A 26336-nucleotide genomic window follows, 5' to 3' on the forward strand; every position below is an offset into this window, starting at 1 on the left:
GGATGAGTGATTTCAGACTAACTTTTTTTCATTAGCTACCATTGATAACTAACGAAAAATTTCGCGTTACGGCCATCTTGTGGGATGCCTTGTGGCGCGTAATACTCTTTTTCGAAGACATTACCCAATAACATAGTCGTGGTCATGCCTTTGAATGCTTCCTGGCCTTTATAGCTCACATAGAAATCATTGACGCCATAACCGGCTTGCGGTGTGCCTGAACTGGAAACGCGGCTGGAGCGATCAGCGAAGGTCCCAATCCAACCGACGGAGAAACCACTGTTGGCGACAGGTACATCAACGATACTGGTGACGGTATCCGGGTTGATGGTGTCGAGCCATTCATCGGTATTCTGATTTTTACCACGGGTGCGGTTATAGGCCAGATCCCAGCTAAATAGGGCGGTTTTATAGCTCATGGTGGCATCCCAGCCCCAGATTTTTGCCCGGTCGATATTCACTGATGTGGTGGTCATAGCTTGCATGTTAACGCTGGTACTAATGTAGTCTTTAGCATTGGTATCGAAGTAACTGGCTTTAAATTGCAGGTCATCTTCAGCCATCAGTAAATCACTGAAACGTAGACCAAAACCATATTCCTGGGTCTCATTGGTTTCTGGTTTCAGATTTGGGTTGGGTACCCAATAGTTGGTGAGTGTCATCCCAGGCCGGATAGGGATCGCAAAGTGTTTGGAATCGTTATACATCTCACCCATGGTTGGGGCGCGGAAAGCCTGAGCGTAGGAGCCAAACAGCATTAGCCAATCAGTTGGCGTAATGCTTATTGCGCCGCGTGATGACCATTTATCGGCATCTACATCGGCATAGCCATCGCTGCTACCACTGTAATTGTCATAACGGGTACCGGCTAATATGGAGACAGGTAGGTCGCGCAGGGTGATTTCATCTTGCAGCCAGCCCGAACTAAACCGAATTTTTGCCTGTGGGAAACTTTCCGTTGCCCCACCGGGGGTTTGTTCCTGTTTATAGGTTTCGGTGCCATAGGTCAGCAAGTGGGATGCTGGGCTGTTAGTGAACAGACGGGTGCGGTTTTCCAGTTTCGCACCTTCGGTCGTCTGCTCGCGGCCTTCTTCGGCTGAACCTTGTGGGCGGGCATTGATTTCCACTTCGGAGTAATAAACTTGTGCCGTGGCATTCAACCATTCTTGATCGAGAGGCTTAATTTTATAGCTGAGCTGGGCATCACGCTGGATCGTTGAACGATTGGTCATGACATTGGTACTGGATGGCGCGCTGGTTTGTGGATTCTTTGGCTCTATTGCACTGTTGTTGTAATAACGCAGATTGGCGCTTAAAGACTGAATCGGGTCAATTTGCCATGTGCCTTTTGCCAGCACATTACTGATAGTTTCATCATTCGGAGCATTAAAACCGTTGCTTTGACGAATGTTGCCGATATCGCGGGTACCGAAAGAGAGGATACCATCCAGATCATCGGTGCGACCAAAGGCGCTAGCACCCAGACCGAAGCTGTGATCACCCGTTGCGGCAGAACTGTAAACCCGATAACCACTGTTTTGGCCCGGTTGCAGCATATCCGCCGCATCTACGGTTTCATACGCAATAACCCCACCCAGAGCGCCACTGCCATACAACAGTGCTGCTGGCCCACGGACGATTTCGATACGTTTGACTAACGCCGGATCGAGGAAAGTGGAGTTCAAGTGACCGGTATCGGTCCCCTGACGAACACCATCAACCAGTGTCAACACGCCTTGTTTACCGTAACCTCGCATCACCACATCCTGACCGTTGGTACGCCCGCTGCCAGTGACGGTCAGCCCCGGTACTTGTCGCAACATATCTGCGGCCGTCGCGGCGGTTTGGCTGGTTGGGGTATTCCCTTCGATCACCGTTACCATCATTGGCGCTTCAAAGCTGCTACGCTCATTACCGGTTGCTGTTACGATCATGGTGTCGGTGCTGTGCTTTTTACTGCTGGTTTGTGTGGTTGTGGTATCAGCAGCTTGAGCAGCAAGGGGCAAGGTACAAACGATTGCCAAACTGAGTAGGGACCAGCGGAAACGGTCGGAAGTGGAACGAAGCATGTCGGCAATTCTCCATATTTTTTTTCAAAAACATATCGATAGGTTGCTGGCTGCCTTGATTCGAGAATCTGGGTGGCTTGCAGTAAGCGTCATTCATACCCTTGGGTATATAACGCGAGTTATTTTGTCAGTATGAGTTTTCCAGATTTGGTCTGACGCAGTTGATAGCATTCACCCTGATGGACGATAAAGGCTACGCCGTGCTCTCCCAGCAGCTGTTCGCTGGCAATAGACAAAGGCTTACGTGCCACCGAATATTCGGTGGCAGTTTCGTCATTTAACATTGGCACTTTATTCAACTGTTTATCCATATGGCCAACAACTTAATGATAACGACTATCAGTGTGATAAGCATTATCAGGTATGGTTTGATATTACATCAAGACATATTTGTTGTTAATTAATTTTTACCTTGCGAGCTAATCCTGGCTCAATTAATGCATAAGCTTGGTAATATGTCGCTGGGTCCTCGATCATCTGGCTTATATGGTGTGCGACATCTGCACGCGTGACCATGCCATGGGCTTCAGTTTGCAGGCGTATCGCATTACCGGTGGCGGGTTGGTCCAATAGGCCACCCGGCCTAATCAAGGTATAAATCAGGTTACTGGTTTGTAACCAACTCTCGGCCAGTGATTTCTCACGTACTGCTTGACCAAAAGCCGCTCGGGCCGTAGGGGAGAGGGTTGGCCAACTATCGCCACAACCGATTGATGTAACCAAAAGCATACGCTTCAGCCCCAGTTGCTCAGCCGTGTCAATGATCAGTCGATTGCCCTGATAGTTAGCATTATTATTACCCAACGTCGAAATGATGGCGGCGTCCTCACCGGCTAATTGGCAGGTTTCGAGTACACAGGCCGGATCACAAGCATCACCGCAGACCACCGTCAGACCTTTGTTGCGTAGTTCCTCTGCTTGCTGCTGATGACGGATCAACAAGGTGATAGGGCGAGGATTCGATGCAGAATCCGCATATTGATTTGCCAACGCTAACAGATGTGCGCCTACGCCACGACCTGCACCAAATATCAACCATGGTCTCATGGTGTTTCCTCTTGTTGTGTTTGACGAGTCTTGCTATTTAGTCAGGATCAGGTCTTCAATCAGGAGTTGCTGAGCCAATTGATGGAATGCGGTAAGGCCATCAGCCCGTAATTGACGATGTTCATCTCGGCCAACATAGACTTTAAACATCACTTCACCCTGCTGATTGAAAAACTGTACTGACGCTGTTGCCATTCCCATAAAGGGGCGTTCCAGCAGGGCGATTGCCTGGCAATTTTGTGCTCTGATATGGCCACTGAGGCCTTGTTTACTGCGCAAATTGAAATAGCCATGGCGGTGAGCACCGCTCGGTAGTGGGCCTTTGTGTTCCAGAATCACATCGGCGGTATGGACTAAGGTCGTGACATCCCCCCACTCGGTCATGCTGTCCCATATACGATCAAACTGCTCTGCACCTACCAATACTCGTTCGGGTAAGGCGCGTACAACATCAAGTACGCTGGCCTGATAATCCTGTGCAATCTGTTCCAAGGTGCCATCCGGTTGGGTGGCAAGGAATTCGGCCAGTGGCGATCTATTCATAGAGGACGATGTATTTATAGACGATGACGTATTCATGAGTGGCTTTCCGCTGTGATAAATGAAGGAATAATATTTTGCAGTGCCTGCATGATATTGCTGGCCCAAAAACGCCCGCTGTCGGTTAGGCACAGGCAAAAACTGTTATCTTTCAGTAGATGGCTTTGATACCACTGGGATATCAATGGCATTAGAGGGTACGGATCGGCAATTAACTCGCTCAAGTCCAGACGCCCAACTTCAATGCCACTCTGTAATTTAGCCCGCCACGGATGTTCGCCGCTGGCTTGCGTCATCATCATTAACGGTTTCTGCCCATTATCGATTAACCGATAGTAGTTATCCAGACTACGGTGCTGCATATAAGCGTGCCCTTGCAAGGAGCCTCCTGCACCGCTGCCCAGAGCGAGACAATCGGCCCCTTGCTTGATTAACAGGTTATACAGATTACGCTCACGAGTGGTTCGCGCCCAGTGACTGTTGCTTAACTGATGCCAACCCGCCTGTGCGAGGCTATCTGCACCGCTACAGTAAAAATCACATTGTTGTGCCAGTGTCGGCAGTTCCACCCGGTTATTTTCTACCGATTTAGCCAGCGGTGTGGTCGGCAACAAATTTAGGGCATATAGGTCAACACCATCCAGCGGGAGTTGGCGCACGATGGCCAAATCTTCCTGCCAGATTTCGGGGGTTTGATGTGGTAAACCGAACATCAGATCACAAACAACAGCAGCACGATCACGGGCCGCCAAATCAGTCAGAAAACGAATCGCCTGATCGCCGTCAGCTTTGCGGCCCATTCGTTGACGAATACGGGTGTTAAACGTTTGAATCCCGATAGAGAAACGGTTAGCCCCTGCTTCCAGACAGGCATCAATTCTCTCATCATCAAAATTAAAAATTCGCCCTTCAACGGTGATCTCACAATCGGGTGCTAGCGGTAAACTCTTGCGTAATTGGCTGATAATACTATGCAATTGTTGTGCGGAAAGTACACTTGGTGTACCGCCACCGAAGTAGATCGCATGAATTGGCCCCCCTTGTAGCAGTGGGCTATCGGCTTCCATGCTCAGTTCTCGCAAGAGGTAATCGGTATAGCGTTCGGTGCTACCAGATTGCAGCGGGTTCTGGTAGAAACCACAGAAAGTACAGTGGGTAGCACAGAATGGAATGTGTAAGTAAAGTAAACGCTTATTGCGAGGAAGCACTTTTTGTAATAGTGACTGCCAGCTATCCTGGAGTGACTCTGCGGGTAATGGCCGGCTGTCACGCCACGGCATAGTAGCCCAGCGTTTGGGAAATGGCAGTGGCCCTGGTTGGGTATAATACGGCATCAGATCAATATTCATAGCAAGCTCACTAAATCATAGATGCGAAATTAAATGATAATCATAAGCATTCGATCAATGGCTAATGTGAAGTATCTTGACCTGTATCAGTAAATGGCGACAAACAGTGCATAAATTAGACAATTGAGGGGAGGCAGGCCAAAATTAGGGGCAGTGGACGAGACCGATTTGGCTCCCCGCAAAGGGTAACAGCTATCAAGCAAAAGAAATGGGGGGTGATATAACCCCACCCATCAGAGTGAGGTTATTTTGGTGTATCATAGCCATAAAACAATATCGAAATTTTAATGACAGTCTCAGTTCTGCGCTAATGCAACAGAATCTTTCGGTGTACAATTCCTTATTGGAAAATTTTCTTCATAACATCAACTTTATTCAAAGTGAACACATGAAGCCTCTCCCTTTTATGGAGATGTTCCCTACAGAGAAAGCGAATTATCTCAATCCCGATGTTTTCTTTATCTTCATTACTATTGCTCTTACTGTTTGCGAATTTTTTAATCCACAAAGGGTAGTCGATTGAATTAGATGAAGTGAATTTTTCAATAAATGAAAAATTGCCAAGTGGCATTATGGATGGTGTAAAGGTGCGCTCTTTATCAACCCAGTGACTCAGAAAATCTAATGCATTCGTGTTGAGCGTCAGTTGGCTAATAAACTCATTAACCCCGAGTTGATATTTTCTTTCATTCCAGTCCATCTCTTCTTTTACATCTGTGGTTTCCTTGTGAAAGTCAGGATACAGGCTGGTTTTGATTCCGACGGTTTTGTGGCTACAGCGTATTAACTCAATCAATTCCACCCCGTAGTTAATGGGGTTATCTTGATCGTACACATGTTTGTCACCACGAATTACGAAGAACTCACAAATTCCTACTTTTATATATTGTTCTATAATCTGCATTATCTCCCTTTCTTTTTTATTATTTATTGTGATGTGAGGTATCAAGGTAACATCTGTTTTTTCTCTTAACTCCATGATAGTACGATATGTATCACTCCATACAGAGGCCCCAATTTCTGTGTTGACTGTGTAATAAATAGGGTCTAGCGTGTCGGTAAATTCGATAAGTTTAAATATAATCTCCATTTCTTTTTCATTTTTAGCTGAATTCATTTCGAAACTTAGTTTTCTTTCCATAATGTTCCCTTCTTTGTGTGGGTATAATATAGTTAATTAACTCAATAACGAATTAATTAAATAACATTTATTTATTGTGTAATGCAAATAAAATATCGATGATATAAATGTAATGGCTAGAAAATGTTTATTGTTTAATATCAGACTTGGATTTTGATATTATCTATTGAATAATGCCATGATGGGTTTACTGCAAGAATCGTTGATGATGATTTACTTTTTCTCCGGCAATAGATGTCGACAGTGCGCCCGCTGATAGGGAAGCACTGTCGATGGGGTATTTAGGGGGTAAATTGTAGATTATTTTTTTAAATTAAACGCTTTTTTTCCCTTTTAGGGACTTATTGACGGAGAGCATTAACTCGCTAATGTAGGCGTTAACAAGCATTTCCACGGCTTCACTACGGGTTATCTCAAGCTGATTAACCACTTGGTCAATTTTGCGGATAACGGACATGCGTAGGGAGAGTGAAATGGATCTCTTTTTCTCTTTGTCCAAAATAACGTGGCTGGCCACCTGTTCCTCATGTGATTTTATTATCATATGCGAGGCAATGGCATCTTTAATATGGCGTAGCACTTTTGGCGTCAGCGTTCCTTTCTCGGTCAATTGGTAACTGTGAGTGCTTTTGCTGTAACGGATCTCTGCGTTGTAGGTTTCCCGCAGTTCCTTGAGCGCACGGGTGAGGGTTGGGCCTGAACAGCTCAACTTATCGTATATGTCATCCGCGTCCACTGGTTTGCCACCCGCGAGAAGCAGTGCCAGCGTGTAGTGACGAAATTGCTTGGTGCTGAGAAGCATCTTTAGTTAGTGCCGCCTTTAATGGGTGGAATGATTGGCAGGAAAATAGGGGTGACGATATTTTCCTCTATACCCTTCGTACTTAACCATTACTGGGGTTAGCGGTGCATTTTCTCCCGAGTCACTGATAGTGTACGCTCATCGGGATCTGCCTACCAATAACACCAAATTATTTAGGTATATAACGCGATACATGGCCAGTGCCTCCACGGGATAAAACTCGGTGCAACTTACGATCCCATCAAGTTTAGCCTTAAAGGGAACCCTTGTCTTATACGACTATGCTACCCATGGCTGATTGGCTAAAAGAGACTCAAAAAGCGTTTTATATATGAGCGAACGGCTTTGCCAAATGGGCTATATTTGTGCTTACGCCTCTTTGAACATGACATCTTATGGCATGTATTATCCACTCTGATGTTTTCTTGGCGCATCACGAACAGCCATCGCGGCAAAATCAGGCATTATTCCGTAATATTGTGCACGTTCAAGGATTGCCGCTGCCCAGCGCTTATGAGTGGATGGCTCACACATCGCCCCCTGAGACTTGAAAACCGCCTGTGTTGAATTCAGGATCCGCAATGCATCAGCGTGATCATGAGTGTCGACCATTAAGGCGCGTTGAATGACCTCGATCTGACTTGGATGAATAGCGGTTTTCCCCACCAGACCATGAGCGATATCCAGCGCCAGTTCTGTTTCCAGCAACTGCGGATTATCTATTTGCTCACAGACCGGTGCGGTTAACGCAAAATTCTTTGGACAGAATACCGAAATCAGCATTTTGATCACGTAGCCCATAGGGCCATCGTACAGTGTCAACTTACGTGAGCGCCGCATCGAAATAACGCTCATAAGGTCATTACCACCAATGCGCAGCGCAACAATGCGTTGACGAGAGGGGTGATTTTCCAGTTCTCTGGCGAGAGTACTCATCTTCTCTACATCAAAGACATCTTCAGTTTCCAGCGTTGGCATCATGCACAGATGAGTCTCTTTCATGATCTCCCACCAGGTGGTAATGGATGCTTGGGTAAACTTTGGCAACACAAAGCCATTGATAGCACTTAGGTTAAAACGGGTGATTAATGTTAGCCCCATCGCTTCATGACGTGGACGAACAAAGATCAGCGGCCAATGGGAAGATCCATCGCGTTCTTTCTCTGCGGCTAGCGTATTCAATAGGGTGCTGAGTTGAGAGATAGCCATTGGCACATCATCCTCACTCACGGCATCTTCCAGGCAGATTACCAGTGAGCGCAGGCCGGAAATTTTATTATGAATAATAATATCGGCAATATCGGTACGCGTGGCGGGCATATAAAGTGTTGCCCCCAAAGCGTACGCGGAGGGTGTTGATTTCATCAGATGACCTTTTTAATAATGGTGATAGCACGGTATTGGCCCAGTTCATTCCCCACTTCTTTTATCGTGATTTTCTTCTGTTTGGCTAAATAGACCAGCAATGACACATCTGGGTCGTCAATGTGACGAACCAGAACATGGTCAGGTACACGGCGAAGAACGGCTCGGGTCGCTTCAGCGATCCCCGGCTTGATACGATTGACGCTACTGATCTCAAACTGTTCCGCTATGTTTTGCACCACTTGATGGCTTTGGGTCCGCAGCGACGCGTTTTTCTGATAGTCCCACTCCGCCGCGGGTATCTGGGACAGATCAAGTTGTTGGCGACAGTTAGCGACGGTGTTCACCAACAGTTGGCTGCACTCAAATTCCTGCAAATGTTCACAGTGAACACAACCGTGTAGCCCTTTATCCGACCAGACGGAACGGGAGACCAGCCCCGAGACTGGCGCGCCCATAATACCGAACGGGATAAGCCAATCATCATCGGTCGCGGATAGCCAGGAACAGCCACAGGGATCGGCCAGCACTACCAGACGAGGCAGCTCGGGGTAGCCCGGACGCCCCTGTAGGGAGCGGGTCAGTTCACCGGTAATTGCCCCTTTACCTGTCCAGCCATCGACGAAAACCAGCCCTTCGGTGCCGTGTTTTTGCTCAATATATGACAAGGCGACCTCATCAATCCCCCGGTCACGGATGATGCTGATACCGTAGTGAAAAGAGGTTTTTCCCAACGCGCGCAGAGTGTGATGGAGCATCACTCCAAGTGGTACGCCCGCGCGTACCAAGCTGGCGAGTACAATCGGGGTATCACCGAAACGGTTGATCAGGGCTTTCGCCAGCATCACCACTTCACGCGCCATGCGTGTGGCCCCTTGATCCAGTGCTCGTGCAAACAAGGTGAGGTGATGATCGGTCGGCGCTGGCTCCTGACTGAGCATGTCAGAATAATGGCGTGCCCCTGACTGGATCAGTTTCTCTTTAACATCGACTGGTGTCATTTCAATCTGTATTGGTTTGAGCAAAAATTGAATGTCATCTGGCAAATAGGAGCCAGAAAAAGGTGTAATGTCATGCATCGTTATCTCCATTAACATTATTTTTATTAAATGTACTGTTATCAAATAAATGCGATGTTAGGGCCTGCGAGAACTGACTTTGTACGGGCATACCGAACCAATGACAGTGGCGCATAAAGCTGAAATCGCTCAGGCTATCGCCGAAACCCAGAACCGGAAACGCGCCATATTCGTGGCGTAATTTATCGAGCAGATAAGTGGTGGCCAGGCCTTTTTCGATACAAACCGGTAACCACGCAATATTGTTGCTGTTACGGTGAATATAAAATCCATCCGTGGAAAATAGGGATTCCAGTTCGTCGTTGAAGGCATACAACTCGGCTATCTGTGTGCTATCGCGGTGTTTCATCACGAAATAAACCGGGGTATCGCCGTATTCGTAATTGATTCGGCACCAGGCATTCAGACCCCGTTCGGCCATCATTTCATTGATACGGCTTTCCATTGCTATCAAACGGTCACGATAGGGTTGCAAGTTCGTCAGCACCGTATCCTGCCAGCCAGCATCGGGTTGTCTGTCTGGCGTCAGAATAACGGCACCGTGGGTGGTGATCGCCCATGAGCTGAAAGGAATTTTGACGCGGCTGATCTCTTCTGTTCCACGGGCGGTCACGGGGATAAATTCGGCGTGCTCCAATAGCCAATCCACCAACATGGACTGCTCTTCGGTCATGAAACTGCGGGGTGTCAGGCTGCGATCCAACGCCCCCACCCGAAAAGGAGGAAGGCCTAGCTCATCGACCATTTTGCGCCGTGTCTGGAACAGCGTATCGTCCAGATCACATAAAAAAACAGGCTTATTCATAAGCAATAACCTCCACATAAGGTGCCACCGTACGAAGCTGTTCAATCAGTGAAGGATCAATAGATTCGGCTGGCGTTTCGACACAAACGATAATGCGATCAAAATGCTGATGAGCGACGTTATAGAGGAAATTAGGGATCCCCAGACCGTAGTTATCGCTGAACGCTATGATTGAGTTAATGGCATGGCCCTGTGCAATAGGTGAGCGGGTTATAGAGCTAAATTTGACGATAGCCCCCTCATGTTCCAGCCTCTCAGCCAATAAGAAAGGTGGCCAGACAAACTCGCTGGTACCAAGAACCAGCACTTTCTCACCGGCCAGTACATGGACCATATGACCTATATCACAGCGGGTTTCATCCATGCCGAGCCGACCCCAATTTTGTTTATCGGTGATGGCAATATTGCCACGGGCAGTGACATTACAGGCGGGCATCACGGGCACTGGGGCATCAGGGGTGGGTGACCAGTTCCACTCCCCGGTGATAAGTGAGATGGTGGTGACTGGCAAAGGGCACCGTTCCGTCAGTGCGCTACCGCTCCAGTCGGTCAGGGTGACGGCAACCACCTTTTCAAGGCCATTCAGATTGGCATCACGTAATGCCTGAAGGAGGTTGATAAAGGTGTTCCCCGTAGTGGCCTCATCATCAATAAGAACAACTGAACGGGCGCGTTGCAGGCGTGCGCGCAACGCGGGATCAGACGGTAGATAGATCAGGTGGTCTGTCGCATGGCTATGGTTTTCTTTGAATTCACACAGTAGATCGCCATCAACAGGATGCCGGGTTGACGTCAAAAAAACCGGCTCAGAGACCGTGCTGCGTAGCTCTTGAAATACACCGGCGGCCAGGCCCACTGCGGTTTCGGCCATACCAATAAACAGAACGGGGCCAGGCAGTTCTGCGGGAAATCTCTCCGCCAATTGGCGATAGACATTGCGCATGGTAGCAGGGCTAACAGGGATGTGCCGCCCCAATACTTTGCTGACAAAAAGGAAGGCACGCTTAGGGTTACGACGTTCGGCAATATCAAAAAGTGAATCCAGTGGGATATCGCTACTGTTAGGTATCACCGTCAACGTGCCCCCTGACAATTCCCGGCGATAAACCGGCGGTTGGGTTGTCATCATGACTGTCCTTCTTTAGAAATGAGTAAGATTCTGCAACTCAGCGGGGAACAGCTGTGCATCAGTGATTGCTCTCACGCTGACGGGCTTGAAATGTGTAATAGCTTGCGAACTCACCTCATCTTGGCTCATCAGATCCAGTTGCCGAAGGGCGAACAGGCCCGGTAAATTCACGCCGCTGTGGCGGGTATAGCCAATACCGCCTGAGGGGCGAAGGTTAATTTCCAGTAACAGTGGCTGCCCGTGGTGATCGCAGCGAGTTTGGACATTCACCAGCCCGTCAGCCTGCATCAGCTCCGCACTGGGTTTAGCCAGTTCAAAGGCGGCACCCGATTGATGGAGGTGCTGTACGCTACCTTCTTTGCGGCGTGCTACAGCTGCAATGACTTTGCCTTTTTCAACCAACATGTCAACGGAGGATTCAGGGCCAGGCAGATAGGGCATAAGTACCATGGGCTGCATCTTTTCAGTGCGCTCAAGGGCGGTCAGATAGAGCTCTGGGTGAACAACACGATTATCGGTACGGTCAAAACAGTCCATTGCTGAAATGGATTGATCCAATTTCCAAAAACCCATGCCGTAAATACCAGTTACGGGTTTGATACAGAGTTTTTCGGTATCAAAAGGCGGGTTAGCCAGTTGTTCACGCAATTCGCCAGGCGAAGAAATCTGAATTGAAGGAACAACAGGCAAACCTTTTTGCGCCATGTAAGCGGCGTATTCGACTTTATTGTCAGCTAAAGCAAAGGTCGCTGGGCACTGCGCGCCAGTGGTCAATTTTACGCCAAGCCCTTCAATGGCTGCTCGGTGCTGCTCAAACCAGAGACAACTGCGGCCAGTATGAATTGCCTCTATACCGAACGTCTTCACGATATGGCTGATAAACGCCATTTTGGCGTCAAGATCCGATGGTTCGATAAAAGCGGCATCCGCTTTTTCAAGAATTTCATAGCGATGCTGATGATGGGAGGCGAAAACCTGAATAGCATTGTCATGAAGTTCACTGGTGTTTTTCACACCAGAAATGATGTCCCTTTGGGAAGATAATCCCCCCATGAACCAAATATTTTTTTTCATCAGTGGATGAATCCTTATGAAACCGCCAAAGGGAAGGTGTTAATCGTCTATGAATGAAATCTCATCCTTAATCATATTATGATTGTCATATCATTGCACTGATCAATTTATTTTAAATAAATAAATTACGGTTAAAGCATTGTTTATAATGATATTTAATGTTCTTTACAAATCATAATATGATTCATGAGTTGAATGATGATAGCTTCATGATATGATTGGTGTGATGCGGTTAATGTGACTTGTTCAATAATTTCATTCTAAAAGGAAACGTGATGATATCGTTAAGCAAAAACCAAACTATCTCACTGGCAAAAGAAAGCAGTGCCCTGTCCCGCGTCCAGTTCGGTCTGGGTTGGGATCCTGTTAAAAAGAAAAAAAGTTTTCTGGGCGGTTTGTTCGGTGGTGGTAGCGCTAGCGATAGCATAGATCTGGATGCAAGCTGTGTGATGTTGAGCCAGGCTGGCAAACCCGTTGATACCGTTTCTTTTCGTCATCTCACTTCCAAGTGTCGTTCTGTGCAACATACTGGCGATAACCTCACTGGGGAAGGTGACGGTGATGATGAAGTCATCAATGTAGATCTGAGCCGGCTGCCTGCTGAAGTCGAGTATCTGGCATTTACGGTTAACAGTTTTCGTGGGCAGACCTTCAATGAAGTCGAAAATGCGTTTTGCCGCGTAGTCGATCAAGCTGGCAAAGAGCTTGCTCGTTATGTTCTCACTGAACAGGGGAGCCATACCGGTATCGTTATTTCTTCTCTGCGCCGCAACAATGGTCAGTGGGACTTTACCGCTCATGGGCGTGCATGCCGTGGCCGCACTATCGAAGACATGATGTCTGAAATCATTGAGACGGTGGTGCGCTGATGAATCTGATGCCTGGGGGTAATGCCCCTGTTGCGTCTCAGACGCTGACAGTACGGGTTCTGTCTGGTGCCTCCGTTGATGTTTCTGCTTTTCGGCTATATGCCAGCGGAAAAGTCCGGGGCGATACGGACATGGTGTTCTATGGTCAACCTGTTACGGATGATAGCACCATCCGTTTGTCTGGGCAGGGAGTAAATACTGAGTTTTCAGTTAACCTTCAGGCCATCAATCATGATGTACAGAAGATAGCGTTCACGGCCACCTGCGACGGTAACCAAATCCTTTCACAGCTAGGCAGCTTATCGATCCAGGTCGAGCTGAACGGCAGTGTGCTGATAAAGGGCGATGTCGAGACGCAGGGGCGTCAGGAAGCGGCGCTTATTCTGGGTGAATTGTATCGGCGTAATGCTGAGTGGAAGTTCCGCTTTGTTGCTCAGGGTTTTAACGGTGGTCTTAAGCCGCTTGCCGAACATTTTGGTGTGGTGGTAGAAGACGAACCCGCGGCACCCACTCCGGTTCCAACTCCGGTTTCAACCCCTGCGCCAACCGCACCGCCAATCGCCAAACCTATCAATCTGAGCAAGGTATCTCTGACAAAAGAAAAGCCGGTCATCAGCCTGACGAAACGTGATGATTTCGGTGAGATCCGCGTCAACCTAAATTGGCACCGTGGCGGAGGTGCGCCAGCAAAAGGTTTCTTGCAGGGCATCTTTAACTCGAACAAGGGGATCGACCTCGATTTAGGGGCTTTTATCGCATTGAACGATGGCTCCCGTGGCGTTATTCAGGCGTTAGGGAACAATTTTGGCTCCTACCACAGTAAACCTTATGTTCAGTTGCAGGGGGATGATCGTACTGGTGATGTCAGCGACGGTGAGTGGATGCACATTAATGGGCGCGAATGGAAACACGTCAAGGAAGTGCTGATTTTTGCTTTTATTTATGAAGGTGTTCCGAGTTGGGGAAATACCGACGGCATTGTAACCATTAATGTCCCCGGACAGGCCCCTATCGAGACGCAGATGAACGAAGGGAATGATCGGAAAAATATGTGTGCGGTTGCTCGTTTGGTGAATGAATCAGGCAACATCAAAGTTGAACGAATTAACCGCTATTTTAGCGGACACAAAGAAATGGACGAGGCTTTTGGCTGGGGATTCCGCTGGAAAGCGGGCAGCAAATAAGCCACGTTAAACTTTTATTTGGAGGAAATATTATGAGCTTTTTCAATAAAGTGAAAAATGCCATCAGTGCCGGGCGCACCGAACTGACTAATCAGGTTGGCCGCTTTAAAAACCGTAAATTCATGGAAGGCACAGTAGCCGTCTGCGCGCATATCTCAATGGCGAGTAATGGCGCGGGTCCGGAAGAAAAGCAAAAGATGATCATGTTCATCAAGCAGTCGCCTGAATTAAGCGTCTTCGATACCAATGAAGTGATCGAGTTCTTTAACAAACTGGTCACCAGCTATGAATTTGATGCTGACATTGGCAAGGGTGAGGCGATGAAGTACATCATGGCGCTTAAAAGCCAGCCAGAAGCGGCACAGCTTGCTTTGCGCGTTGGTATCGCTGTGGCGAAAAGCGACGGCGTTTTTGATGAAATGGAAGAAACTGCAGCACGTGAAATTTGCGTGACTTTAGGTTTTGCACTGGCTGATTTTCAACTGTAATAGCGAACAATTTGAGGAATTATGGAATCCACCCATATTGGCTTTCCCATTGAGACAGTAGCAGTATTCATTCTGCTTTCTGTCGGTGCCATTTTTATCGATCTTTTCATGCATCGCCATGATAAGCCAATCTCTCTGAAAAGTGCGGCGTTGTGGTCTCTTTTCTGGGTCGCCATCGCTTTTGTATTCGCAGGCTTCCTTTACCTGCATCACGGTGCTGAAGCAGCCAGTTTGTTCGTTACTGGGTATGCGCTTGAAAAAGTGTTATCCATTGATAACCTGTTTGTCATGATGGCTATTTTCTCTTGGTTTGCGGTACCAGACCGCTTCCGCCATCGCGTACTGTATTGGGGGATTATCGGGGCTATCGTCTTCCGTGGTATTTTCGTCGCCATCGGTACGGGCTTGCTGATGCTGGGGCCGTGGGTTGAGGTTGTCTTCGCGGTGGTTGTTGCCTGGACGGCAGTAATGATGCTGAGAAAAGGGGATGACGATGACGCCATTGAGGATTATTCCCAACATATCGCTTATCGTTTAGTGAAGCGTTTTTTCCCTATTTGGCCAAAACTGAGAGGCAGCGCCTTTATATTGAGCCAGAAAGAGGTTGATGCCGAACTGGCTAAACCTGAGAATGCGGATGTGCAGGTAGGCCGTAACGGCGGTGTTGCTCGTTATGCCACGCCATTACTGCTCTGTTTGGCAGTGGTTGAACTGTCAGATGTGATGTTTGCTTTTGACTCCGTCCCAGCGGTGATTGCGGTCAGCCGCGAACCGTTGATCGTCTACAGTGCGATGATGTTCGCAATCCTTGGCCTGCGTACACTGTATTTTGTACTTGAAGCGCTGAAGCAATATCTCGTCCATCTCGAAAAAGCCGTTATTGTGCTGTTGTTCTTCATCGCCGCTAAATTGGGCCTGAATGCATCTGATCACTTTTTCAATCACGGTTATGAAATCTCTGCCAATGCCAGCCTGTTTGTGGTCATTGGTGTACTGGCGATAGGTATTGTTGCCAGCTTCCTGTTCCCTGAAAAGGATTCAAAGGAAGAACAGCACTAACGTAGGGTTTTGATACCTGATGATGTAAATTGAATTAATACTTAACTACTGAGGAAATGAAAATGGGTGTATCTCTTTCGAAAGGCGGTAATGTTTCCCTGAGTAAAGAAGCTCCAACAATGACGAATGTGCTGATTGGCCTCGGCTGGGATGCCCGTTCTACAGATGGTCAGGATTTTGACCTGGATGCTTCAGCTTTTCTTCTGACTGCAAACGGCAAAGTACGTAACGATGCAGATTTCATTTTCTACAACAATCTGAAATCATCTGATGGTTCAGTGATGCACACCGGTGACAACCGTACTGGTGAAGGCGAGGGTGACGATGAGTCGCTGAAAATCAAATTGCCTCTGATCCCGGCAGATGTGGATAAGATTGTTTTTGTTGTCACTATTCATGATGCTCAGGCGCGCCGTCAGAGCTTCGGCCAGGTCGCTAATGCCTTTATTCGCCTGGTAAACGATGACAATAGCGTTGAAATTGCGCGCTACGACCTGTCTGAAGATGCGTCCACCGAAACGGCGATGCTGTTTGGTGAGTTGTATCGCCATAATGCGGAGTGGAAATTCCGTGCAGTAGGTCAGGGCTATGCGGGTGGTTTGTCGTCTGTTTGTGCTCAGTATGGCATCAACGCATCTTAATCATTCTCTTCGTTTTTGACGTTGCAGGGGGCCGCTAGGCACGGTATCCGTTGAGTAAGCTCATCGGGATTGGTTTGCTGGCTGCTTACCTGTAACGCTAATTGCAGATTAACGTATTCACATATTCAGGGCAAAATGCTCTGAATGTTTAACATATCAGTTTAAGGAAAGTACGATGGCAGTTTCTCTGGTAAAAGGTGGTAACGTATCTCTGACAAAAGAAGCTCCAACCATGAACATTGCTGTCGTGGGGCTGGGCTGGGATGCACGTGTAACCGATGGTTCTGAATTTGACCTTGATGCCTCGGTATTTATGGTCGGTGAAAATGGTAAGGTTTTGTCTGATCAGCACTTCATTTTCTTTAACAACAAAGTAAGCCCGTGTGGCTCTGTGGTTCATCAGGGTGATAACCGCACCGGTGCTGGTGAAGGCGACGATGAGCAGATCAAAATTGATCTGAAAAAAGTGCCCGCTGACGTGAAGAAAATTGTTTTCTCAGTCACTATTTATGATGCTGAAGCCCGTAAGCAAAACTTTGGTATGGTAAGTAACAGCTTCATGCGTGTGGTCAACGAAGATAACAGCGCAGAAATTGCTCGCTTTGATCTGTCCGAGGACGCAAGTACTGAAACCGCCATGATCTTTGGTGAGCTGTACCGCAATAATGACGAATGGAAATTTAAAGCTGTCGGCCAAGGTTTTGCCGGTGGCCTGTCTGCGCTGGCAAGCCAGCATGGTGTGTCGGTATAACGACTGCCCACTTCAATTAGACCCTGCTTCGGCAGGGTTTTTTTTCGCACAACTCTCCTTGTCTACACCCTCTGAGTACCGCTCCTGCTTCGTCTGAACACATTGAGGGCAAGCTATAGAGTTCCCTTCTAACACCAGGATATCTCCTATGCCTATGATCTTTCAGGCCTATGGATGGGCCGAGTAACGAACGTAGCCAACGCACATGCAGCTTGAAGTATGACGGGTATATTCGGATAGAAAAGAGATAATGAGTTGAAATGCAAAATTAAAATATAGGCGCTCAGATTTTTATATGAATATAATATTCTCATAGAGTGAATATTATATATCCACTGTAAGATTACGTATTTGTTCCATATTTGAAACTTAAACAAATGTATAAGAATATATTGCTAATCACTTAATGATTAATAGGATTCATTAATCATTAAATTATATTAACTTACTTTTTTATATGGATTTTTTTATGATAATAAAACAACTGGGGTAATATTGTTTGATTGGCATTTAACTTGTTGTTTTTATGGCGATATGTCATGTATTTGATGTTGGGTTAAGCCGTGAGTGAATATATTAGGTAAGAATAAGCTTTAACTGCCGTAGGAAATTTCCTACAGAAGATGGCGTGCATTCTGATATACAACTAAAATAATAAAATCTCTAATCAAAGCCTAAATCTGGGTGTGTTCATTATTTATATTCAAATAATTAATAGATATGTTCAAGGCCAAGATTTTAATCCTACATTCAATTTTTATTACTCATAAATAAATATCATAATATATCAGGAGTCTCAGATGAAAAAGCCATTGGTTAAAATTGCGATATTGTCTTCTTTGGTTATTAGTATTAGTGCCGCTAATGCAGCAGTGCCGACTGCGGAATTAAAAGTCGTCGGCACTGTGACAGTACCAAGTTGTACCGTCGTTTCTCCGGACGCAGGCGTCTATGATATGGGTAAACTGTCTTCTTCTCTAATTAAGCCAGGTAATGCAGTGACTGCACTGGAGCCGATCAACAAAACATGGACGGTAAACTGCGACGCCAATACTTATCTGAATTTTACTCCAGTTGATAACCGTACTGGTTCTTCATCTGACAATTCCCTCACCGCCTTCGGTTTGGGTAAGGTAAACGAGACCGGTAAAATTGGTTACTACACGGTACAAATCTGGAACGCGACTGTTGATGGTAAAAAGTCGAATGTGTTTACTTCGGCATCCGCCTCATTCTCCCCTGTAGCGAATGCTTATCTGGCTACTGGCCTGCGTACCGGTTGGGCTGCGGGTGCCAGCACACAGAGCGCTGGCAAAGTGTTTGTTGCTGATCTGATTGTGACTCCCGTTCTGGCTGGTACTAGTGCGATGAATGGCGCGATCACGGAAGACGCTAAGATTGACGGTTCCCTGACCATGAGATTTGCATTTGGGATATAGTTGGTAATGAACGGATAAGGCCAAGGCTATTTTTGATTGGCAAAACTACTTTTTGTTTAAAATAGTTTTGGTCATTTGTTCTTTATTATTAAGACGTGGTTTAGATATGCCATTGTTTTATTTAACTCTATGGTGAGAATAGATATTTTAATAATTTTAACCTATGAGTTTTTATTGGTAATGAATTTTTCAGGGAATATCTGTGATCGACCGTTGTATTTATCTCCAGTGTATCGCATTGTTTTTCTTTCTTTTTCCTATGCTGGCTTTCCCTATAACAAAAGAGGGGGGTGTGGTTTTTGACATAGAAACGCTGGAGAAATTAGGTTATTCGGCTGAATTGGCAAAATTCTTCAGCGGTCAGGATAGATTTCTACCCGGTCAACATGATGTCACTGTTATTATTAATGTCAGCAAGACCTACCGTATTGCAGCGACCTTCGATAGCGAAGGGAAACTGTGTATGGATAAAGCGTTACTAATGGCGTTGAAATTACGAAATACAGAGAGTGGCGGCAGTTGTGAGAATATGGAAACCCGGTGGCCGGGTATGGCTGTTAAACTCTTTCCCGGTCAGTTCCGGGTGGAAATGACATTGCCACAAGAGGCGTTTGATCCAGAAATTGAAGGAAGTGAGTATCAGCAAGGAGGGCGTGCACTCTTGCTCAATTACAATATCTTTGGTCAACGGGTCGAAAGTAACAATAGCAACTTTAATCTTGTTCAGGGGCAATTTGAACCGGGGATTAATTTTAAAAATTGGGTACTAAGAAACCGCGGTTCCTACAGTTATAACCAAGGAGTGAGCCAATACTATAATCAGGAAACCTATGCTTTACGCGCGGTTGAATCATTGAAATCCGTGGCTCAACTGGGTGAGTTTGGCTTAGTAGGTAACACTTTTTCGGGTTTGCCGGTAACCGGCGTTCAGTTGTATTCCGATAATGCACAACTGAATGATACACAATTGCTCGTACCCATTGAGGGCATTGCCAATACCAATGCCACCATTGAAATCCGTCAGCGTGGGCGGGTTATTTATCGTACCGTAGTGGCACCTGGTCCTTTTTCGTTATCCAATATCAGTAACTTCTCAAGTGGTGTTAACACTGATGTCAGTATTATTGAAGAGGATGGAACTCAACAGAATTTTACGGTGACGAGCGCCCTTGATATTAACGCGGAACAACAGGCATCCACCTACCAGCTGGCGATGGGGCGTTACCGAGATATATTTATCGGTGAGGACCGGCAGTCACCACTGTTGGTTTCCGGAGAAATGTCATTCAATCCGGCGGCTGCCTTTTATATGACATCTGCTGGGTTACTGTCCTCTGGCTATCAAAATATCCGTGTGCAAAATCTTTACAGTGGATGGGATAAGGCCTGGTTTTCAGCGGCAGCAAGTTATGCTAATACCAAAGACGCAGGACAGGGATACCAGTTTAGCATTCAGAATCAGATGACGATTAACGGTAATTTGAGTGCTTCATGGTCCTCGATTTATGGCTCTGCCAATTACTGGTCACCGGATGATGCTCTGAGCAGTAGCAATAATCTGAATGACCTGATGTTTGGAAAATTAAAAAATGCGACGTCGGTAGCCGTGAGCTGGGCGCACCCACGTTGGGGCGCATTCTCCTATGTTTTATCGAATAACATGTATTATCAGGCCGCTGATCGTACTTATCATATTTTCTCAATGAGTGAGCAATTTGGCAGGGTCACTACCCTGTTGAGTTTTCAATCAAGCTCGCAAGGGCAAAATTCGCTATATGTTGGTATCAATATGCCACTGGGGAATGGGTCTTTAAGTGGTCGAGTGCAACGTAACGATGGCAATGTGGCACTAGGTAGTACGTATCAGGGGCGATGGGGTGATAACAAAGATTATTCGGTAGGGATAACCGGTGACGATAGGCAACGGCGTATCAATGGTTCGATGAATATAAGGACAGCTTACTCACAATTAACCGGCGGGGTTTCTCAAGCGACAAACAATAGCCGGTCCGCATATCTTTCATCACTTGGTTCAGTGGCTTACGCGAATAACACCTTTGCCACATCGTCGTCATCGGTTGGCGATACTTTTGCGGTGGTGAACATACCGAACCAATCAGGTTTGCGCGTTTCATCGCCGAGCAGCGGTATTGCGATTACGGATTATGCCGGGACAGCCTTGCTGCCATTAGTGAGGCCTTACACCGCTTCGAAAGCACAAATAAATACTCAAACATTACCGCTGAATATTCGGCTTAACAGCACCAGTGCCGATTTGATGATGACTCGAGGCACGGTAGCAACCCATAATTTTGAGACAACAGAAACCCGCCAATTGTTGCTAACCATCCGTGGTAGTGAGGGTGAAATGTTACCGATTGGTGCGAATGTACTGGATGAAAAAGGGAATTTTATGGGAACAATTATTGGTGACGGAAACTTTATGTTGGAAAACAAGGCGATTGGTATGACGTTACGCGTCAAGGCAAGCAACCGTGATGAATGTCGTGTGACTTACCGTGAGCCTGAAAAATTTGACCCTGATGTATTGTATGAAGTTGCCGATGCGGTCTGTCAGTGAGTTTTACATTATAAAAGTAGAAGTGACCAAAAAGACCAGACGTGCAGACTTTTGAATATAGGATCTCTTATGCAAAATTCCACTATTCTCCATTGTGATACTGGCGCAACGGTTAGGTCGGTGAATCGCGCCAATCGTTTTAGTCCATTTTTTGTGTTTACTCTGTTGATTTTATTGAGTAGTTGGGCCGCAGTGTCTTACGCGTCGTTTAAATTAGAAAGTACGACGGTGATCTTGCAAGAAAGTGATGCTCGTACCAGTTTTACTATCGATAATATCTCTACCAACCCAATACTACTGGTGACCAAATTAACGGATTTGGATAGCAAAAGTTTCAGTAAGCAGATTTTGATTTCACCCCCAGTGACCCGTATTAATGCAGGGCAAAGCCAGCAAGTGAATTTTGTCTTGAAGAAGGGCACGGTGCTGAACAATGAAGTGTTGTTAAAAGCCTCTTTTGAAGGGGTTGAACAGATCCCAGGTAATGCAGCCGTTATGCCAATTCGTCAGGAGGTCGGCTTTCTGATCCAGCCTAGAGCTGTGCCACAAATTAGAATGCCGTGGCAAACGTTGGTTTTCTCCGCATCAGGCAATAACTTGGTTATTAAGAATCCAGGTAAACATGTGGTCCGCTTAGGGCCTCAGATTATTTTAGTCCCAAGTAATGAGGTGGTTGCACTGGGTAATCCTTATATTATGCCGGAGACCTCCAAACTGTTTCCGATAAAGTCATCACCCACTTCCGTTAAAGTCACACCGCTAAGCCGTTATGGTTTTGTCCAGACTGAAGTCACATTACCGGTAACGCGTTAAGGTTATTTTGATGTGGGGCGATCATCTTTACACAGAGGGCGGTATTTTTTGCCCCAATGGCAGAAATTGATACGCCGCGAGAGTTTGCCGGCTCTGCAATAGCCATTGATTGGCTATTTACCGTCTGTGTTCGGTTACACACTTTATGGTTATTTGCTAGATACCTATCCAGGGATCCAAGGTGTTAATTAGGGGGGTTACATTATGGTGGTGTTCAGTGCATGGGGTTTATCTATGCATCTATACCCAAGTTACTTCAAGATGCAGGTAGGCAGCAACCGAGTAAATCCCCAGGAGCTTAGATAACTAAGTGACTGGGGTGAGCAAGGGCAGCTAACACTCCTGCATCTTGAAGGGCGACGGGGATATACTGGCTAAACCAGTATACCGTTAGCCGTTCGTTTAACTCAGGTGTGGGATATATCTATTACTTTAATTATTTGTCTTCAAATTTATTACATCACAGAAGTATCCGTATAAATTCAAAGGGTATGGGCTGTATTTATAGATATACGTGTTTATGTTCCATTGCATATTGGTTAACGGTATCCAAAGGGGGCAAGGGCTATTTCGTTATGCATAGAAAGCCTTTGAATATGTTATTTCACGGTAACAGCTGCTGGCCACTGCGTAATCCAACACCAGGGGAGTCACCAATGGGCAGCGCTGTTATTTGTGAATACCTTGTTCTATAAGTATTTTACCTGACAAAAAATGGTGTCCACCTTGGGCTATCTCTGTTGTCTGGACTGTGGACAGCGACTTATGCTGCGGGTCTGGCGAAAACAGGTAAAAAGTAACGAGAAAAAATAAATCCCAAAGAGATGGCTTACTATTTTAAAATTGAATTTATCATTATTGATAAAATAACAAGCCAGCAAGGGATTGAAAAGTATGTTATTTGATTGTTTGATTTTTTAATCATGCATAAAAAATGCAATTGATATTGGTATTATTAAATATACAATGAAGGCGGTAATATTCCACTGTATCATTTGTAAAGAAATTGCATATAGCAAGCTTGATACTATTTGATATATTCTCACTTCTCTTTTTATGAGTAAATAAGCAATTAAAAAATAAAAAGATGCAATAACCAAGATGCTCATTTTTATAATTTTCTCATGTTTATTAAAGTAAGATTTTTATATTATATCATACTGTATGTGTGGGTAACTGAAATAATTGCATGAATCCAATTCTCCCTTTAACGTCTTTGTATCTACGCGAACGTTCATACGCAGCTATCCCCGTTATACTTCAAGCTGCATGTGCGTTAGTTGCCTTCGTTCACCCCAGTCACTTACTTGTGTAAGTTATTGAAGATTAATAAGACTTATCCCATAGGCTTATCCCATAGGCTTATCCTGCGGGCAGCATAAATGCTGTTAAAATTGGTTCCCGACCAATTTGTCGCTCAGTTGCCGCCTTCCTGCAACTCGGATTATTGTAGGTATATGTGTGTTTTACACAAAAAATAAGAAATGGAGAAACCCAAACCCCAATATGCAAGATGGATATCTTGACAATATATTCGGCAGGTAAGCACGTTATTTTTTATGAATAAAAATAATATATTTAATACCTGACATTTTTTGGCACTCAGCCATCTAAAAATTGAATTTGATATAAATGTAACAAAAGAAATAATTAGCCTTGTATACCCGTCATACTTCAAGCTGCCAGTAGCGTTGGTTACCTTCCTGCAATTTGAATTATTTTGGGTATATTTTTTTAAATAATGGTCGTGACTCGACTAAAAATTCACGTTTTGTGAGCGGTTCCCACTATCGTTAATGCAAAAAAATCAGAACTGCTGCTTAACGTATAGGTTAGTTTCAGGACTGTTCTCTGTATATCGACAGGGGTTAACCGATGAAGATTATTGATAAAAATGTCAGTACCTATGAAACGTTGCAAAAGGGTTTTAATTTGCGTTGGCCACCCAACGTTGAGCAGGGCGCTGAGACTATCTACATCTGCACGACACCCGACGAAGTTTTTGCTGCTGCCAATACCGCGCTAGCTGCAGGAAATCGCATCACGGTGCGGAGCGGGGGGCACTGCTATGAAGGTTTTGTTTCCAACAAGTTATCTACAGAAAGATTGTCGATCATTGATTTAGGTGAGATGAGTGGTCTGGACTACGATGAAGACAAAACAATAACGTCACTTTGGGACGCGAATAAAAATACTTATCGCTTCAAGAGCCTGACGGGGAATCAGAACTGGAATGGCTATGTTTCGCTATACAAGCGATCTGGCCGGACGATCCCTGGCGGGTCATGTTATTCAGTGGGCGTGGGTGGGCACATCAGTGGCGGAGGTTATGGGTTACTCTCACGTCTGCATGGGCTGACAGTAGATTGGGTCACCGGGGTTGATATTCTGGTGCCAGTCGGGACCTCGCATCGTTTGTCGTTTCGACATGTGCGTGCTGATAGTGTGTCTGAGGTAGACAGGGAGCTATTCATGGCTTGCTGTGGCGCTGGCGGTGGGAATTTCGGTATCATTATCGCCTATTATTTCGATGATCTTCCCAAAGCACCTCAGAAAGCCTACTGGATACCCCTAACCTACCCATGGTCATCCTTAAAAGCGACATTCCCAGCCTTTTTAAAAGCTTATTGGCAATGGTTTGCTGACAATGATGTTAATGCGACCAGTACGAAGGAGGGCGTCGGTAATGGCGGGCTATTTACTTTACTGAAATTAAATCATATCGATGCGTCCAATAATGTCGTGTTGGCCATTCAATACACTGGCCCAAATGGTCAAGTCGGGGGGGCGAATGATATTCCTCTCAATGACTTTATCGAAAAAATGAATGCCGCGGCTGGCATAACACCGACGATATATGATGATTTTATATTGCCGAATATCCCGCCGTTTAAGCACTTGCACTCAGGTCGAAAAATCGGGCGTACTGTGGATGAAAGCGCCTCCATGGATTGGTTGCATGTGACTCAAATGATCAATGGGTCTGGCAGTAATCAGCGTGGAAAATATAAATCTGACTACCAAATCAAGCAGTTTTCAGACGAGATGTGCCATGCTTTGCTGACTCACTTGACTACCGCCACAGCAGATAAGCGTTTCAATCAGTCGCTGGTACAAATTGACTCCTATGGCGGGGCGATCAACCGCCGTGGTATCGGGGCAACAGCCGTGTCCCAAAGGAATTCGCTGCTCAAAGCGCAATACCAGACTTACTGGACGAATGAAGCCGATGACAATACGCACTTAACATGGATCCGCAATATTTATGCGGCGGTGCATAATGGCAAACCTGCTCCTCCTGAGTTCGAGGGATGCTATATCAATTATCCCGATATCGACATGAAATACACCGACTCAGGTGAGGAAGATCCAAATTGGTTGAATCTGTACTATGGCTGGGATACGCAACTGATCAAGAGGCTGATTGCGCTAAAAGCGAGAATCGATCCTAACAATATTTTTCACCATGAACTGTCTATCCCATTAGTTACAGAATTGCCTAAAGCCCCGGTTAATCTCCACAGCACGGGGCAAACTACGACCAGTATCAGTCTCATGTGGGGGATATCGATAGGGGCATTACCTGTTGCCAGCTATGCCATTTACCGTGATGGTCATGAAGTGAAACTTCTGAACGGAACCCAGACTTCAGCGGAAGATGCCGGTTTACAACCGAATACTGAGTATCGCTATTTTGTTGCCGCAGGTGATGAACATGGCAATCTGTCAGTGCCCAGCAATGTACTGACGGTGAGAACCAAAGGCGCACACCCAGCATGGGTACTGAATGGAAGCTACGCTGTTGGTGATGTGGTAAGCAATATGGGTAAACTCTGGCGCTGTATTCAGTCGCACATTGCCTATGATCCATTGTGGGCTCCGGGGGCTAGTGGCGGTTTTACGCTATGGGTGGGGTATACCGCGGGTCGTTAATCCAACAGGAGGTGCCGAGAGGCATCTCCAGACTGCTGACAGCGTTAAATTAAGGGGAAACGTGCCGTAGGGGGCTTAGCGAGGAGCGGCCTTGGGTGCGGTTACCCCTTCACTCACTGCGTTATAAAAACAACTTACCAGCTAACCCGTGCGCCTATTGTGCCGCCAACCGTATAGT

General features: G+C 46.1%; 22 protein-coding genes and 1 pseudogene. 11 read left to right on the forward strand and 12 right to left on the reverse strand.

Annotated features, from left to right (window positions below; genetic code table 11):
• Positions 1-35: 35 nt before the first annotated feature.
• The 12 genes from AC971_RS17210 to AC971_RS17265 form a co-directional block, all read right to left on the reverse strand.
• Entirely contained in the window at positions 36-2069 is a 2034-nt protein-coding gene (locus tag AC971_RS17210) for a TonB-dependent hemoglobin/transferrin/lactoferrin family receptor (protein ID WP_025382284.1), read from the reverse strand.
• Positions 2070-2188: 119 nt separating this feature from the next.
• Positions 2189-2380, reverse strand: coding sequence for a hemin uptake protein HemP (gene hemP / locus AC971_RS24425; RefSeq protein WP_048677768.1), 192 nt, complete (start codon positions 2378-2380; stop codon positions 2189-2191).
• 85 nt (positions 2381-2465) lie between these two features.
• The gene (locus AC971_RS17220) at positions 2466-3116 is read right to left on the reverse strand and encodes an SDR family oxidoreductase (RefSeq protein WP_025382285.1); all 651 of its coding nucleotides are present in this window, start codon (positions 3114-3116) and stop codon (positions 2466-2468) included.
• 33 nt (positions 3117-3149) lie between these two features.
• The gene (gene hutX / locus AC971_RS17225; RefSeq protein ID WP_038402105.1) at positions 3150-3659 is read right to left on the reverse strand and encodes a heme utilization cystosolic carrier protein HutX; all 510 of its coding nucleotides are present in this window, start codon (positions 3657-3659) and stop codon (positions 3150-3152) included.
• Between the two features lie 32 nt (positions 3660-3691).
• Positions 3692-5005, reverse strand: a complete 1314-nt coding sequence (hutW, locus tag AC971_RS17230) for a heme anaerobic degradation radical SAM methyltransferase ChuW/HutW (protein WP_025382287.1) — start codon at positions 5003-5005, stop codon at positions 3692-3694.
• Positions 5006-5345: 340 nt separating this feature from the next.
• A complete protein-coding gene (locus tag AC971_RS17235; RefSeq protein ID WP_025382288.1) occupies positions 5346-6146 on the reverse strand; it encodes a methylenetetrahydrofolate reductase in 801 nt (266 codons plus the stop codon).
• Positions 6147-6459: 313 nt separating this feature from the next.
• Positions 6460-6948, reverse strand: coding sequence for a tellurium resistance protein TerW (locus AC971_RS17240; protein WP_025382289.1), 489 nt, complete (start codon positions 6946-6948; stop codon positions 6460-6462).
• 405 nt (positions 6949-7353) lie between these two features.
• Positions 7354-8313, reverse strand: coding sequence for an HpcH/HpaI aldolase/citrate lyase family protein (locus AC971_RS17245; protein ID WP_025382290.1), 960 nt, complete (start codon positions 8311-8313; stop codon positions 7354-7356).
• Entirely contained in the window at positions 8313-9392 is a 1080-nt protein-coding gene (locus AC971_RS17250) for a cysteine protease StiP family protein (RefSeq protein ID WP_025382291.1), read from the reverse strand. Before AC971_RS17250 ends, AC971_RS17245 begins: the two co-directional genes overlap by 1 nt.
• On the reverse strand, positions 9385-10197 hold the full coding sequence (locus AC971_RS17255) for an HAD family hydrolase (RefSeq protein ID WP_025382292.1): 813 nt from the start codon (positions 10195-10197) through the stop codon (positions 9385-9387). Before AC971_RS17255 ends, AC971_RS17250 begins: the two co-directional genes overlap by 8 nt.
• A complete protein-coding gene (locus tag AC971_RS17260) occupies positions 10190-11326 on the reverse strand; it encodes a phosphoribosyltransferase domain-containing protein (RefSeq protein ID WP_025382293.1) in 1137 nt (378 codons plus the stop codon). The genes AC971_RS17255 and AC971_RS17260 overlap by 8 nt, the downstream gene beginning before the upstream one ends.
• A gap of 12 nt (positions 11327-11338) precedes the next feature.
• On the reverse strand, positions 11339-12400 hold the full coding sequence (locus AC971_RS17265; protein ID WP_025382294.1) for an ATP-grasp domain-containing protein: 1062 nt from the start codon (positions 12398-12400) through the stop codon (positions 11339-11341).
• Between the two features lie 275 nt (positions 12401-12675).
• Between AC971_RS17265 and AC971_RS17270 the strand changes: the two genes are divergently transcribed.
• The 11 genes and pseudogenes from AC971_RS17270 to AC971_RS17315 all read left to right on the forward strand — a co-directional run bounded on the left by AC971_RS17270 (position 12676) and on the right by AC971_RS17315 (position 26158).
• Positions 12676-13269 (forward strand): TerD family protein, encoded by a 594-nt coding sequence (locus AC971_RS17270; protein ID WP_025382295.1) that lies wholly within the window; start codon positions 12676-12678, stop codon positions 13267-13269.
• Positions 13269-14453, forward strand: coding sequence for a TerD family protein (locus tag AC971_RS17275; protein ID WP_025382296.1), 1185 nt, complete (start codon positions 13269-13271; stop codon positions 14451-14453). Before AC971_RS17270 ends, AC971_RS17275 begins: the two co-directional genes overlap by 1 nt.
• A 32-nt stretch (positions 14454-14485) precedes the next feature.
• Positions 14486-14941 (forward strand): tellurite resistance TerB family protein, encoded by a 456-nt coding sequence (locus tag AC971_RS17280; protein WP_025382297.1) that lies wholly within the window; start codon positions 14486-14488, stop codon positions 14939-14941.
• Between the two features lie 21 nt (positions 14942-14962).
• Positions 14963-16000 carry a TerC/Alx family metal homeostasis membrane protein gene (locus tag AC971_RS17285; protein WP_025382298.1) on the forward strand — a complete coding sequence of 346 codons (1038 nt, stop codon included), beginning with the start codon at positions 14963-14965 and terminating at the stop codon, positions 15998-16000.
• A 62-nt stretch (positions 16001-16062) separates the two neighbouring features.
• Positions 16063-16641, forward strand: a complete 579-nt coding sequence (locus AC971_RS17290; RefSeq protein WP_025382299.1) for a TerD family protein — start codon at positions 16063-16065, stop codon at positions 16639-16641.
• Between the two features lie 175 nt (positions 16642-16816).
• On the forward strand, positions 16817-17392 hold the full coding sequence (locus AC971_RS17295) for a TerD family protein (protein WP_012105841.1): 576 nt from the start codon (positions 16817-16819) through the stop codon (positions 17390-17392).
• Between the two features lie 800 nt (positions 17393-18192).
• Entirely contained in the window at positions 18193-18831 is a 639-nt protein-coding gene (locus AC971_RS17300; protein ID WP_025382300.1) for a DUF1120 domain-containing protein, read from the forward strand.
• A gap of 202 nt (positions 18832-19033) precedes the next feature.
• Positions 19034-21412: a fimbria/pilus outer membrane usher protein gene (locus tag AC971_RS17305; protein ID WP_025382301.1), complete on the forward strand. Its 2379-nt coding sequence runs from the start codon at positions 19034-19036 to the stop codon at positions 21410-21412.
• Between the two features lie 69 nt (positions 21413-21481).
• Positions 21482-22225: a fimbria/pilus chaperone family protein gene (locus tag AC971_RS17310; RefSeq protein WP_025382302.1), complete on the forward strand. Its 744-nt coding sequence runs from the start codon at positions 21482-21484 to the stop codon at positions 22223-22225.
• Positions 22226-22239: 14 nt separating this feature from the next.
• Positions 22240-22414 (forward strand): annotated as a pseudogene (locus AC971_RS25265) (MFS transporter); the annotation flags it as partial.
• Between the two features lie 1686 nt (positions 22415-24100).
• Positions 24101-26158 (forward strand): FAD-binding protein, encoded by a 2058-nt coding sequence (locus tag AC971_RS17315; protein WP_025382303.1) that lies wholly within the window; start codon positions 24101-24103, stop codon positions 26156-26158.
• Positions 26159-26336 lie beyond the last annotated feature (178 nt).

The organism is Yersinia similis (assembly GCF_001053095.1).
In the GTDB taxonomy this organism is placed as follows: domain Bacteria; phylum Pseudomonadota; class Gammaproteobacteria; order Enterobacterales; family Enterobacteriaceae; genus Yersinia; species Yersinia similis.